The organism is Mammaliicoccus sp. C-M13 (genome assembly GCF_022386845.1).
Lineage (GTDB): Bacteria > Bacillota > Bacilli > Staphylococcales > Staphylococcaceae > Mammaliicoccus > Mammaliicoccus lentus.
The window spans coordinates 1-13,783 of record NZ_JAJNHQ010000015.1 but is presented as its reverse complement, the minus strand read 5'-3'; the positions used below and the strand labels follow the sequence as shown (position 1 = coordinate 13,783).

Here is a 13,783-nt window from a genome sequence, read left to right as displayed (position 1 = left end):
TTGGAGTGTGAGAATGATGGATCCAAGTTTATTGCTCAGCTATGGTTGGGTTTTAGTCGTATTGGTCTTTCTTGAAGGTTTATTAGCTGCAGATAATGCAGTTGTAATGGCAGTAATGGTAAAACATTTACCTGAAGATTTAAGGAAAAAGGCATTATTTTATGGTTTATTAGGTGCATTTGTTTTCCGTTTTATTTCGTTATTCTTAATTAGCTTCTTGGCTAATTTCTGGCCAATTCAAGCAGCAGGGGCACTTTATCTTATTTATATGTCTGTTAAGAACTTAATAGATTTTAAAAAGCATAAAGATAAAGAGATCAAAACGCCCGATGATGTTGAAGAAAGTGATGAGAACTTTACCGAAGAAGAATTCCCTTCTGATAGTGAAGGTCATCATAAATTGAAGAAGAACTTCTGGATGACAGTATTAAAAGTTGAATTTGCAGATATCGCATTTGCTATAGACTCTATGTTAGCGGCATTTGCAATCGCGGTTACATTACCAGCTTTAGGTATTCATTTTGGCGGAATGGACTTAGGACAATTCAGTGTAATGTTCATCGGTGGTATGATGGGTGTAATCATTATGAGATTCGCTGCAACATATTTCGTAGAATTATTAAATAAATATCCGAATTTAGAAGCAGCAGCTTTCGCTATAGTTGGTTGGGTAGGTATAAAGCTACTCGTTATCGTATTAGCACATGATGAAATTGCATTGATACCACATGATTTCCCACATGGTATTGTATGGCAGTCTATTTTCTGGACAGTTTTATTAGCATTAGTGATTATCGGCTGGATTACATCAGTTCGACATAATAAAAAATCTTCATAACTAGTTATTTACGAGGGAGTGAGATAGAGTTCTCATTTTGCTAAAAACTTCGTAGCCCACCATAGGAAGAATTACTAGTAATGAAAAAAGTTTGATATAAGCACTTCGTTAATTTAGTTTTTGTCATTATTAATTAAATTATGCGAAGTGCTTTATATTTTTATAAATATGGAGTTGATATACTGGTCTAACGTGCAAGAAATTCGAGACAAGCCCGTTACATTTTCTAACGAGCTAGTGTTTTTAAACAAGCCCGTTAGCGTGATATTTTTCATGATTGCAATGTAATTTTAACTTAAATACATATGGTAAACTGGTCTAACGTGCAAGAAATTTGAGACAAGCCCGTTACATTTTCTAACGAGCTAGTGTTTTTAAACAAGCCCGTTATCGTAATATTATCTACGATTTAGTGAAGTGTTGACGCTTGAGGGAATAATATGAGTTAGGAAATACGTCCTAACCAATTGTTTTTATCAACAAAGAAGAGCTTATATAAAAATTTTACCTATAGCCAAAAGTACAAGTTTAAGGTAATGTTAATTTTTCGTAAATTTATTATAAATTTTTATGTGCAAATTTGCTTGAATGCAATGGATTTAGGTTAAATAATTTTGCATTATATGGCATAATAGATACATTAAGTGTTTTGGTTGAGGAGGACAAGAAATGTCACAAAAGAAACATGTCATTCCTAGAAATGAATATAAGAGACAAAGACGTGAATTCTTTCATAATTCAGAACGTGAGGAAAGAATAAGACAAGAACGTAAAGAAGACGAATTAAGACGTGCTCATGAAAAAGAACAACAAAAGAAAAACGAACAACGTGTTAAAGAAAATATGCAAAAGGCACGTATTGAAAAATTAACAAAAGAAGAAATTAAAAAGCAGAAAGAAGAATCAAAGGATCATCCAACGTTAGATTTAGATGATGAAAGATTAGAATCCAGTCATGAAGGTAAATTTTCTAAAGAAGGTTCATCTATTGAAGATGATGTTTCCTCAACAGAAAATACTGAAGATTCATTTGAAAATCTAAAAGATAACCAAAATCTAGATGATTCAGAAGAAATCAAATATAAGAAAGTACATAATCAATCAAATAAGCTGAATAATAAGCAAGAGAATGAATTCGAAATAAATAAACAACGCGGCGCCGAACATGATGAAAAGGTAGAAAAGAAATCTCAAAATGATAAAAATATACTTAATATCATCTTATCGAAAATTGAAAAGCATTGGCCGATAATCGCTATTGTATTAGCTATTATACTTATATTCATATTAGTTTGGAGTATATTCCAAAATGTTAACCCACCAAATGAAAGTCGTAAATCTATAGAAGAGAAGCAATCTCAAAAAGGTTTCCAAAAACCAATAACAAATGTAATGGAAGCTGTTGAGAAGTCTAAAAACTCTGTAGTTGGTGTTTCTCATGAGGATTCAGATATCTCAAGTAAAACTGAATCCTCTCAAAAAGAGAAAGAAGAAAATAGCGGTGTAGGATCAGGTGTAATTTATAAAATAGAAAATAATAAAACATACATAGTGACAAATTCACACGTTATATCTAATGATAAATCACCAGTTATTAGTGGTGAAAATGGTAAAAGGTATAAAGGTACTGTAGTAGGGTCGGATCAATGGTCTGATATTGCTGTTGTTACAATTCCCACAGATAAAGATGCTAATTTTAAACCAATTAAATTTGAAGACTCTGATAACTTAATACTTGGAGAATCAGCTATTGTTATTGGTAGCCCATTAGGGGCGGAATTCCAAAATAGTATTTCTACAGGTGTAGTTTCTGGTTTAGATAGAACCGTTCCTATTGATTTTAATGGGGATGACGAATATGATTGGGAAATAAAAGCAATACAAACTGACGCAGCTGTAAACCCCGGTAATTCAGGCGGGCCTATATTAGATGCACAAGGTAATTTAATTGGTGTAGTATCATTAAAAATTGATATGCCTAATGTAGAGGGTATGGCTTTTGCTATTCCTTCAAATGAGTCTGCTGAATATATCAAGAAATTAGAAAAAGATGGTAAAATCAAACGACCAGAAATGGGCATTATGGCTCAAAATTATAAAACTTTAAAATCTGACGAACAATCGCAAATAACACTGCCTAGTAAATATAACTCTGGTATGGTTGTAACTGGTATTGATGAAAAAGGCAATGCTCAAAAAGCGGACGTTAAATTCCATGATGTTATTGTAGAAATGGATGGCAAAAAAATAGAAAATAACCTTGAATTCCGTAAAGAATTGTATAATAATCATAAGTCAGGTGAAGAAATTAAGCTTAAACTTATCCGAGAGGGTAAAGAAATAACTAAGACATTAACTTTAAAATAAATAGAGGTGACAATTTGTGTCCATTATTAAATACTTTTTTCAAAAAATGACGCCGCAACAAGGTATTGTTTTGTATTATTTGGCCGCAATAATTGTCGCCTTTTTATTATTGAATTTACCTTATGTTGTAAAACCAGGTGTAAATATTGAGCCTGTAGATACTTTATTTGTAGCAGTGTCTGGAGTCAGTGTTACAGGACTAACTCCTGTAGTTATTGGAGAAACATTTACGACTTTTGGACAAGCAGTTATATTAGTCATACTGAATATTGGTGGTATTGGTGTCATGGCTATAGGGACATTGCTCTGGGTTATATTAGGTAAGCATATAGGACTTAGAGAAAGACAGCTTATTATGCTAGATAGTAATTCAACTGCAATGAATGGCGTTGTAAAATTAATATTAGATATTGTAAGAACGATTTTAATGATAGAAATTATTGGGGCTATTTTATTATCTTTTTATTTTTATAAAGTTATTGGGTCTGTGAATGAAGCTATACATCAAGGTATCTTTGCTTCAGTTTCTGCCACGACGAATGGTGGACTAGATATTACTGGAGACTCGTTAGCACCATATGCGAATGATTATTTTGTTCAAACGATTATAATGTTGCTTATTATGCTAGGCGCAATAGGTTTCCCTGTTTTAATAGAAGTTAAAACTTATATGAAAAATACTATACCAAACTTTAGATTTTCATTGTTTACGAAAATTGCGAGTGCTACATATTTATTTTTATTTGTATTAGGTACGATAGTCATTTACCTATTTGAATTCTCAAATACATTTAAAGGAGCTACTTGGCATAAATCATTGTTTTATGCGATGTTTCAATCATCTTCAACACGAAGCGCCGGTTTATCAACCATAGATTTAACTCAATTTTCAGAAGCCACCAACTTTTTCTTAGGGGGGTTAATGTTTATCGGTTCATCTCCAAGTTCTGTTGGTGGAGGTATTCGTACAACAACATTTACTATACTAGTATTATACTTAGTTAACTTTAGTAATGGACGAACGACAATTAAAGCTTTTAATCGGGAAGTACATCCGATAGATATACAAAGATCATTTGCCGTTATTTCATTAGCATTAGCTATCACATTTGTCGGTGTACTTGCGATTGTGAGGTTCGAAGATGGAAAACATGATTTATTATCTATTTTCTTTGAAACCATGTCGGCATTTGGTACATGTGGCTTGTCCATGGGTATTACAGATGGATTGCAATTAGGATCGAAAATAGTAATCATGATACTCATGTTTATAGGTCGCGTAGGATTATTATGTTTCGTTGTAATGTTAGGTGGAAAATCAACGCCAGATAAATTCCATTATCCTAAAGAACGTATACAAATAGGTTAGTATTAAAAAAGGAACTTTTCGTTTAGAAATTTTAACGAAAAGTTCCTTTTTATTTTGGGTCTGCTACTGCTATTAGAGGTCTATTACATATATAGTTTTTAGAAAGTGGTAACGAAATAGTAAATGTTGTTCCTTCTCCTTCTTCAGAATGAACGTATATTTTACCATTCCAATCTTCTATTAATTTCTTACTTAAATATAGGCCGAGGCCACTTCCTGAAGATTTCGTTGTGAAAAATGGCTCAAATATGTTTTGGATTGTTTCTTTTGTAATACCTGCACCATTATCTTTAAATTCTAGTGTTATATTGTTATTAGAATCTATGTTCAAATTAATAGTTATATTTGCAGCTGTTGTTTGTAGTAAAGCGTCTTTAGAGTTTTGGAATAAATTTATCAATATTTGTTTCAACTGGTCTTCTGATAAATATGAATAAACAGGTTTATCAGGTAAGTTGAGTATAACGTTGATATTATTCTGTTCAAGTTCATACTCTAAGAATGCTTCCACATCTTGGATTGTTTGTACGATATTAATATTTTTATACTCTAGGTTTGTTGGTTTACCTAAATATAAAAACTGTGTAACGATATCATTTATACGTTCTAGCTCTTCGGTTATAATATTGAAATGTGTATCTAATTTATTTTTATCATATTTCATTCTCGTTAATTCTATAAATCCATTGATACTTGTCAGGGGATTTTTAATTTCATGAGCAGTATTTGCAGCTAATGTCCCTATTAGTCTAAGTTTTTCATTATTTGCTTGTTCTATTAAACGCTCGTGTTCTATCCTTTCTAAGCGACTTTTATACACTAATGCAACGATTGTTAATAATAAAAATATAACTAAAAATATTAATAAACTTGGAATTACTATTCTTGAAATGAAAAAGTATTGTCCAGAAATATTTACCAAGAATGGTAAGTCTTTATATACATAGTTGATGGATTTAGAGTTTTTAAATTCAGGTCCAATTTGATAAATTTCTGTTCCATTAATCGATTGAATATTAATATTCAATCGGTTTGAAATAAGTTTTATCTCATCTTGAAATGCGTTCATATTAATTTCAACAGCTGATGTATAATCTTTATTTTTAACTTTTAGTTGAGTTGTTAAAAGTAGTATATCTGAATTTTTAAGAGATTTCTTTTTAGTTCTTAATTCGTCTTTATTAGAAACTGGAAAACGATGTTTATAAGTTTGATATTCTTCTATATCTGTATAGCCCTTACCTTTAGAGTCATATACAATATTATCTTGATTATCTATTATGTAAATGTGATCAATCCATCTGTATCTCGTGTGATTATCTTCTAAAAATTTATTTATAAAGTCTTCATTATTCGTATTAGATAATATAGTCGTTAAAGACTCTGAAATACTATCTGCTTGAGTAATGAAAGTTCCTATTTTTAAATCTATGATCTCTTTTGTAGCATCTAATCTTTGATGTATCCTAGTGGTATAATTTTTGTTTAATACCCAACCAATTAATACTGAAACAGTTAAAGCAACGATAATATTTAGAATGATTATTCTTTTAAATGATTTCATAAACGTCTCCTACCTCTGCTGATGTTATTCTACCAAATTAGCAGAAAAAAACATAACTCTTTTTAAAAATGGTAAAATAAAATAAAAGGGGGAAAAACATTGAATACTAATGAAACTGTGACAATTGATTTGTTAGCTACTTCTGACTTACATGGACAAATAGGTAGGAAAGGAATAAGTGGTAATATATTAAAAATGGCTACTTATGTTAAGCATAAGCGTAAGACAAATCATCATGTATTATTACTTGATAATGGTGGTATGTTATCTGGTTCAATGTTTGCATTTTACTATGCTCAAATTGCGCCGTATAAACGTAATCCAATGATTAAGATTATGAATGATATGAAATTTGATGCGAGTGGGGTTAGCCCAGATGAATTTAACTTCGGGTTAGATTTTTTAAATCGTTCAATTGCTTTAAGCCGTTTCCCTTGGTTAGCAGCTAATATAGAACATAGCAAAACAAAAGAACCTTATTTTACAACACCTTACACTATAAAATATGTCGATGGAATTAAAATAGGAATTATAGGATTTACTTCAAGCGGTTTAATGGAGAATAAAAATGTAGAATTAGAGAACGAAGTAACTGTTGGAGAATCAATGGTATCAGCTAAGAGATGGGTGAGGTATTTACATGAGAAAGAAAGCCCTGACTTTTTAATTATGCTGTATCATGGTGGATTAAATACTTATACAGATAAAAGTAATTACAGAGCTTATTATAGTCATAATGCTGAAAATATGATGAAAAGCACTGAAGGTGTGAACGTTATTATAACAGGGCATCAAGAGCATGTAGTTGATATGAAAGTGGCTGAAACTCACTTTATCCAACCAGGAAAAGATGCGACTAATATCATTGATATGTCTATACAATTTAAGAAAAGAACAAATTCTGTAGAAATCATAGATTCTTCTATTAAGCATGTTGAAATTTCAAGTTATCCTGAAGATAGAGACTTATTAGAACTTACTTATTTTGATCAAAAAGCTGTACAACACTGGGCAGAACTACCTGTAGTAGACATGCCAGTTATATTAGATTATAAAGATATAAAAGATTTGTTTATAGAGCCACATGTATTTATTCAATGCATTCAAAATAGTATGCAGAGAGCATTTAACAATGTGGATTTTGTTTGTGCACAAATAGGTAATCCTGAAGGTAAAGGTTTAAGGGGTGAAATTCAAAATAAAGATGTCTATCATTCTTATATTCACACGGATAAGCCAATCAAAATCACTTTATCAGGCAAAGAAATAAAACGTATTCTTGAGAGAACGGCTACAGCATTAAGTAATCAAAATGGTGAAGTTTATTATAACGAGGAGATTCTTGAACCTACATTGATGACCGTTTGGAAAGGGTTTAACTATACAGTTAATATAAATAAACCAATTGGTCACCGCATAGTTATGGAAGATGTTGATTTAGAAAGTGAATATATAGTTGTCATGACAGATTATTTATATAGAAATGTAAAAAATATTATTTCAGGAAATGATTATGTTATGTCTAAAAAGACAGTCATTGAATATATAATAGAAGAATTATCAGAAACTAAAGGTAGAATAGAACTAGACCATCATTTTGAAATCATAAAATAAAAACAACAATCCATTGATTAATTTGGCAATGGATTGTTGTTTTAAATTTTGACTTAAACTTGTATGTTTCAAAATATTTTAACTAAATATAATTACGAGTATGATAATAGCTGCTACTTGAGCTATATATGATGTAATAATTCGTTTCGTGTAAAAATATAAAGTAGACAATATTAATTGAGCTAATAAAATAAATACAAAGATAGGAATATTACCTAAGTATAAAAATAATGAGCTTGAAGCTAATGCAGCGATTACAATTGCAATAATAGGTTGAGATAGTTTTTGTTGCAATTGATTTTGTAATATTGTTCTAATATATAGTTCGTGACAAGGAATTGCGATTACAATAGTTACAAGCATTTGCCATTTATAGAAAACACCAGCGCGCATTAATTCTTTAAATAGTGCTTCATAAGACAGACCACTATAAATGAGTGATAATAAAAGCTGCAATAAGACTAAAAATATTGCGCCTATTAAACCGTACCCAATAGATTGTAATAATCGTTTAGATTTAATTTCTCTTTGGTAAAATATATAGCTTATTCCAGCAATTAGCATAATACCAGTATATAAATACCAGAACACTTCTTTTTCACCTTTCATAATAAATAATAAAATATGAAAGAGGACGAAGCTTGAAATAAACCATATTAATTGAGCATTAATTTGTTTTTTCACTATTATCCCTCATTAGAAATTATAGTATAACGCTTATGGTTTACTACTGTTTTTTCTGGTAATTCCAAACTTTCGAAGTTATCCATAATTGTTAAATCTACGATAACTGAGTTTTCATTAATTTTTTCAACGCGTCCTTTTAAGCCATCTTGAAATTCTATGATATTTCCTACTTCTGCAATTGTCATTTTAATCCTCCTAAATAATACTAAGAAACATTATACTAAATTACCTATACATATAAAAGTAAAATGTGAATATACCTCTATATTATCACAAACATTTCATACATATGATTAATTCAACATATGGTAATATAATATTGAGGCTGATTGGGGAAAAATAAGGAGGAAATATGAATGAAATTTATAAGTAACAATGGTATTACCGATCCAATGATTAACTTGGCTATGGAAGAATATGTACTCACTTCTTTGCCTAAAGACGATAGCTATTTCTTATTCTATATTAACCAACCATCTATAATTGTTGGTAAAAATCAAAATACAATTGAAGAAGTTAATCAATCTTACGTTGAAGAACATAATATCAAAGTTGTAAGAAGGATTTCTGGCGGTGGAGCAGTCTATCATGATTTAGGTAATCTAAATTTCAGTTTTGTGACGAAAGACGATGAAGATAGCTTTCACAATTTTGCTAAATTCACACAACCAATAGTAGATGCTTTAAATGAAATGGGTGTTAAAGCTGAACTATCTGGTCGAAATGATATCCAAGTAGGAGAAAGAAAGATTTCAGGAAATGCAATGGTTAAACAAAGAGATAGAATGTTCTCTCACGGCACTTTAATGTTGGATAGTGAAATAGAAGAAGTTGTAAATGCATTACGTGTTAGTGAAGCAAAAATTAAATCAAAAGGTATTAAATCAATTCGATCAAGAGTTGCAAACATTCAAGAATTTCTTGAAGAGCCTATGGATATTGAAACATTTAAACAGCGTATTCTAACTTCAATATTTAAACAACAAGGTAGTGAAGAAGTAGAGGAGTATCACTTAACTCAAGAAGATTGGGATAAGATTAACGAACTTAGTCAAAATAAATACCAAAAGTGGGAATGGAATTACGGTAAAAATCCTAAATATAACTTTGAAAGAAGTCACAAATTTGATAGAGGACTTATTCAAATTAAATTGGATGTTAAGAAAGGTAATATTGAACATGCAGCTATTTTCGGTGATTTCTTTGGTGTAGGGGATGTTAAAGATATTGAAGATGCTTTAATAGGAGTACAACATCAAAAATCATCTATTACTGAAGCTTTAAAAGATGTAGATGCATTTTATTATTTTGGTGATATCAAAAAAGAAGATATTATTGATTTAATGTTATAAAGAAAGGAGACTATTTTTGATTTGGGTCAAAAGTAGTCTCCTTTTATGTTCTAGTATTTAAATGACAATTCACGATTGTAAATCCTCCAATTGAATTAATTCTTCACTGTATTGATCGAACAATTCATTATTTCGATTTACAAGTGCTTCATCAATTAAAATAGCTAATTCACGCTTTCGATTTTCACGAAGTGCAGAGTCAATAACAAGTTCAACTGATAAATCATTTAAGTTATTAACAAACGTTTCTAGACTTTGGTGTTTAACTTGTGAATATTGTTTCATTTTCAACAACCCCTTGACTTTATTTGTTAAAATTATAGCGTATTTATTTTCTAAATGCAATGAATATTCAGAAATTTTAAAAACTTTCGCTATTTGATTGAAAAGCTAACTATAGACCTCTATATTTATATTATAATTAAGTGTTTGTAATATTCAAACTTTTATGCTCAACCTTATTTTACCATGTGAAAATAATAAAATAAAATATTAATAATGTAAAGATATGTAATTTTTTATTAAAGGAGAGAAATTAAATGTTTAAATTTAAAAAGTGGGACCATATACAATTATCAGCACCTAAAGGATCTGAAGATACAGCAAGAGAATTTTATGCAAATAAATTAGGATTTAATGAAATAGAAAAACCGAAATCTTTACAAGGTAACGGCGGTGTTTGGTTGAATATTAATGATATAGATTTACACATCGGTATTGAAGAGGAATTTAATGCTTTAAGGAAAGCTCATCCAGCTATTAATATTGAGAATTTAGAAGCATTTAAAATTTATTGTGACGAAGTGAATATTAAATATCAATCTGATGATAGATTTCCAGGGGCAAAAAGGATTTTTATTAGAGATCCCTTTAATAATAGATTAGAGTTCATAGAAAAAATATAGAATTTTAATAAAAAAGTATTGACCATAATTTAATATTTGTATATATTTAAATTAAATATAAAGAAAAATTACTAAGGGAGGAGGGAAATTAAATATAGTATAAAATTTTTAATAAAGTAGTATAGTAATACAAATAATTGTAAAGGAGGTCGTCTATGGAAAAATATATTATTAAACAAAATACTGTTTATATACATGGTATAAAAATAGATAATCATATTGTTCATTCTGAAATATGTGAAGCAGGAAAAGATCCGTTTATGGTAAAATCAAAGCCACAAGAAATAATGAATCAGTCATGCCGTTTTTATGGCGAACATTTCAATGAAAGAAAGCAATTTACAAAAAGACTTACGAATATCACAAGTAAACCTCCAATATTAGTTTCACCTATCATTTCTACTTATTTCTTTTGTACAAACTCCGAAAGAACTCCAGAAAATACTTGGTTAAATCTTCTTTATGTTAAAGAATTCATCCCATTAAAAGGTAATAAAACAAAAATTATATTAGAAAAAGCACCTTCTATTATATTTAATATATCTAAACATGTTATAAATCATCAATATTTGAATTGCACATGTTTACATTATAGAAATCATCGTAAAAATTTATTCATTAGAGAACTTAATTCTGTGAATTTAGGGTTAAATCAGGAGGGATATAATGTGCTAGATGTTATTGATTTTTATTTAAATAAAAATAATTACAAAAAATAAATGGATAATAATAAATAATGGGATATGTGACACTAGAAGTGTAAATATTCCGTTATTTATTTTAAGTTTACTCTTGAAATTATGACCATGCTTGATATAATAGTATTTGTGCTTGATAAAATCATATTAATCCACAGTAGCTCAGTGGTAGAGCTATCGGCTGTTAACCGATCGGTCGTAGGTTCGAATCCTACCTGTGGAGCCATGGAGATGTACTCAAGTTGGCTGAAGAGGCGCCCCTGCTAAGGGTGTAGGTCGTTCTGCGGCGCGAGGGTTCGAATCCCTCCATCTCCGTTATATAGTCTGTAACCATTATGGTTGCAGGCTTTTTTGTTGTGTGAAAATAAGTATTACATCTATTTTGTAAATGATTTTATTATTGAGATAGATATTTTAGCCTCTATAAGTTTCAATTTAATAGATAATACTAAAATCAAGATTTCAAGATATATAATAAATAAATGATATCTAAATTAATTCATAAGAGAATTTATGCATTAAATTCTATATTAATTTATAGGAATACTGAATGAAAAATATAAAAAATAAGTATTGAAAAAAATGTAAAATTAATATAATATAAAAAAGTGAGAAGTTCCTCACAATAAATGTAAAATCATTAACTTTCACCTTGAATAATCATATATTGAAAGTGGGAATTAATGAATTTTATAAGTTATATATTTTAGATATTATACAAGAAAAAGAAGAACAAGATGAAGTATTTTGAATACTGGAGAAGAACATTCGATTATAAAGCTCAATCGCAATTAACAGATTTATTTATTTATATAGGGATTAATATTTTAATATTAGCTTTTATATTTATATTCGCGCTATTAGGTCCATTAACTTGGGAAAATACACTTGTTAATTTATATTATATTTGTCTAGTATTAATGTTATTCCCAACTGCTTCATTGTTAGTTAGAGTTATAAAAAGCAATAAAAAAACTAATAATCAATTAAAATAGTGTTAGTAAAAATATTGATTCATAAGTAGAGGGAATCTTTAAAAGATTTCCTCTTTTTTATTAAGAAATATATTTCCAAAATATAAAAGTGTATAATGTATAATAAATTTACATTTAGGGGGTATACACATGACTGTTAAATTAGTATTTATGAATCAAGCTGATTTTGCTGACTTTAAAGAACATTCTTTAATGAGTTTTGCGAATGAACAGGTTAAAAGCGGTGCTTATGAAAAAGAAAATGCTATCGCTAGATCAAGGAAGTATTTTGACGAATTGTTGCCTGATGATTTGAATACGAAAGAACATAAAATATTTACTGTTTATAAAGATGAATACAAAGTGGGTACGTTATGGATTAGGGTATTTGAAAAGAACCATGCATTAAGAGCATTTGTTTATGATATTGAATTATTTGAAGAATTTAGAGGACAAGGTATAGGTACTCAAACAATGGAAGCACTTAATGAATACTGTAAAGAAATGGGTGTGGATACTATTAACCTACATGTGTTTGGACATAATAAAAGAGCTTTATCAGTGTATGAAAAAGTAGGTTTCAAAACAACAAATTATTATATGGAAAAGAAATTGTAATATAATGGACTTTGTAAAGATAATAGTTACGGAGTGATAATTTTTGTTGAATTTGAAAGAATCGCGTCATATGTATTTAAAAGGTGAAGATAGGGCAGTGCTGTTGCTACACTCATTTACAGGCACTACAAGAGACGTTAAAGATTTGGCTTATAATCTAAACAAACAAGGATTTACGTGCTATGTACCGGCTTATAAAGGGCATGGGCTTAGTATCGAAGCGTTTTTAGATTACCAAATCGATGATTGGTGGAATCAAGTCTTAAAAAGCTATCAGTTCTTAATAGATGAAGGTTATGAAGAAATTAACGTTTTAGGCGTATCCTTAGGTGGTTTATTTTCATTGAAACTCTCAGAGGAAAAGGATATAAACAAAAGTGTTATTATGTCAGCACCTAACAAAAAAGATAATAATAATATTAAGAGAAGAATAAAAAGCTATGGTGAACGGATGAATTACATACAAAATTTAGACGAGAATGAAAGCAAAAGACAAATAGCTTTGATAGATACTTACGATGAAGGTGCAACTAAATTTTGTGATTATATAGAAGATATCATGACTAATTTAAATAAAATACAAAATCCAATTAGCATTAAGTATGGTGAGCGAGATCAACAATCTTATAAAGAAAGTGCAGAATACATATATGAACATGTGAGTAGCAATGAAAAAACTTTAACAGCATATCCGAATTCATCACATCTTATAACGCGCAGTGAGGATAAGGATGAAATAGAAGAAAATATTATAGCATTTTTGAAATAAAAAGACCGAGACATTTATATGTCTCGGT

General features: G+C 29.5%; 14 protein-coding genes and 2 tRNA genes. 12 read left to right on the top strand and 4 right to left on the bottom strand.

Translation table 11 applies throughout. From position 1 onward, the window contains the following. Positions 1 to 16 precede the first annotated feature (16 nt). The 3 genes from LQ615_RS11310 (at position 17) to LQ615_RS11300 (ending at position 4,574) form a co-directional block, all read left to right on the top strand. Positions 17 to 838, top strand: a complete 822-nt coding sequence (locus LQ615_RS11310) for a TerC family protein (protein ID WP_026023726.1) — start codon at positions 17 to 19, stop codon at positions 836 to 838. Positions 839 to 1,507: 669 nt separating this feature from the next. After that, positions 1,508 to 3,205, top strand: a complete 1,698-nt coding sequence (locus LQ615_RS11305) for a S1C family serine protease (protein WP_239704089.1) — start codon at positions 1,508 to 1,510, stop codon at positions 3,203 to 3,205. Between the two features lie 16 nt (positions 3,206 to 3,221). Continuing rightward, entirely contained in the window at positions 3,222 to 4,574 is a 1,353-nt protein-coding gene (locus LQ615_RS11300) for a TrkH family potassium uptake protein (RefSeq protein WP_239704090.1), read from the top strand. A gap of 49 nt (positions 4,575 to 4,623) precedes the next feature. On the opposite strand, the gene LQ615_RS11295 is transcribed toward LQ615_RS11300, so the two are convergent. Then, positions 4,624 to 6,138: an ATP-binding protein gene (locus LQ615_RS11295; protein WP_239704091.1), complete on the bottom strand. Its 1,515-nt coding sequence runs from the start codon at positions 6,136 to 6,138 to the stop codon at positions 4,624 to 4,626. A 99-nt stretch (positions 6,139 to 6,237) separates the two neighbouring features. Here LQ615_RS11295 and LQ615_RS11290 point away from each other — a divergent pair, with 99 nt between their 5' ends. Further along, positions 6,238 to 7,752 (top strand): bifunctional metallophosphatase/5'-nucleotidase, encoded by a 1,515-nt coding sequence (locus tag LQ615_RS11290; protein ID WP_194200925.1) that lies wholly within the window; start codon positions 6,238 to 6,240, stop codon positions 7,750 to 7,752. A gap of 78 nt (positions 7,753 to 7,830) precedes the next feature. Here LQ615_RS11290 and LQ615_RS11285 read toward each other — a convergent pair whose 3' ends face one another. Beyond that, complete coding sequence (locus LQ615_RS11285) at positions 7,831 to 8,436, bottom strand: CPBP family glutamic-type intramembrane protease (RefSeq protein ID WP_064204873.1); 606 nt, start codon at positions 8,434 to 8,436, stop codon at positions 7,831 to 7,833. Positions 8,437 to 8,438: 2 nt separating this feature from the next. Continuing rightward, a complete protein-coding gene (locus LQ615_RS11280) occupies positions 8,439 to 8,624 on the bottom strand; it encodes a YkvS family protein (protein ID WP_017000707.1) in 186 nt (61 codons plus the stop codon). Positions 8,625 to 8,795: 171 nt separating this feature from the next. On the opposite strand from LQ615_RS11280, the gene lplA reads away from it, so the two are divergent. Next, the gene (lplA, locus tag LQ615_RS11275; RefSeq protein ID WP_064211116.1) at positions 8,796 to 9,791 is read left to right on the top strand and encodes a lipoate--protein ligase; all 996 of its coding nucleotides are present in this window, start codon (positions 8,796 to 8,798) and stop codon (positions 9,789 to 9,791) included. Between the two features lie 69 nt (positions 9,792 to 9,860). Here lplA and LQ615_RS11270 read toward each other — a convergent pair whose 3' ends face one another. Further along, positions 9,861 to 10,076, bottom strand: a complete 216-nt coding sequence (locus LQ615_RS11270) for an IDEAL domain-containing protein (RefSeq protein ID WP_017000704.1) — start codon at positions 10,074 to 10,076, stop codon at positions 9,861 to 9,863. 254 nt (positions 10,077 to 10,330) lie between these two features. On the opposite strand from LQ615_RS11270, the gene LQ615_RS11265 reads away from it, so the two are divergent. From LQ615_RS11265 to LQ615_RS11235, 7 genes are all read left to right on the top strand, one after another. Next, positions 10,331 to 10,696 carry a VOC family protein gene (locus LQ615_RS11265; protein WP_239704092.1) on the top strand — a complete coding sequence of 122 codons (366 nt, stop codon included), beginning with the start codon at positions 10,331 to 10,333 and terminating at the stop codon, positions 10,694 to 10,696. A gap of 155 nt (positions 10,697 to 10,851) precedes the next feature. After that, positions 10,852 to 11,415, top strand: coding sequence for a competence protein ComK (locus LQ615_RS11260; protein ID WP_070045141.1), 564 nt, complete (start codon positions 10,852 to 10,854; stop codon positions 11,413 to 11,415). A gap of 130 nt (positions 11,416 to 11,545) precedes the next feature. Further along, positions 11,546 to 11,620 (top strand) — tRNA-Asn (locus tag LQ615_RS11255). A gap of 1 nt (position 11,621) precedes the next feature. Continuing rightward, positions 11,622 to 11,709, top strand: a tRNA-Ser gene (locus LQ615_RS11250). A 422-nt stretch (positions 11,710 to 12,131) separates the two neighbouring features. Then, positions 12,132 to 12,389 (top strand): hypothetical protein, encoded by a 258-nt coding sequence (locus tag LQ615_RS11245; protein WP_231055886.1) that lies wholly within the window; start codon positions 12,132 to 12,134, stop codon positions 12,387 to 12,389. A gap of 129 nt (positions 12,390 to 12,518) precedes the next feature. Next, complete coding sequence (locus LQ615_RS11240) at positions 12,519 to 12,986, top strand: GNAT family N-acetyltransferase (protein ID WP_064204878.1); 468 nt, start codon at positions 12,519 to 12,521, stop codon at positions 12,984 to 12,986. A gap of 43 nt (positions 12,987 to 13,029) precedes the next feature. Continuing rightward, positions 13,030 to 13,755, top strand: coding sequence for an alpha/beta hydrolase (locus tag LQ615_RS11235; RefSeq protein WP_239704093.1), 726 nt, complete (start codon positions 13,030 to 13,032; stop codon positions 13,753 to 13,755). Positions 13,756 to 13,783: the final 28 nt, after the last annotated feature.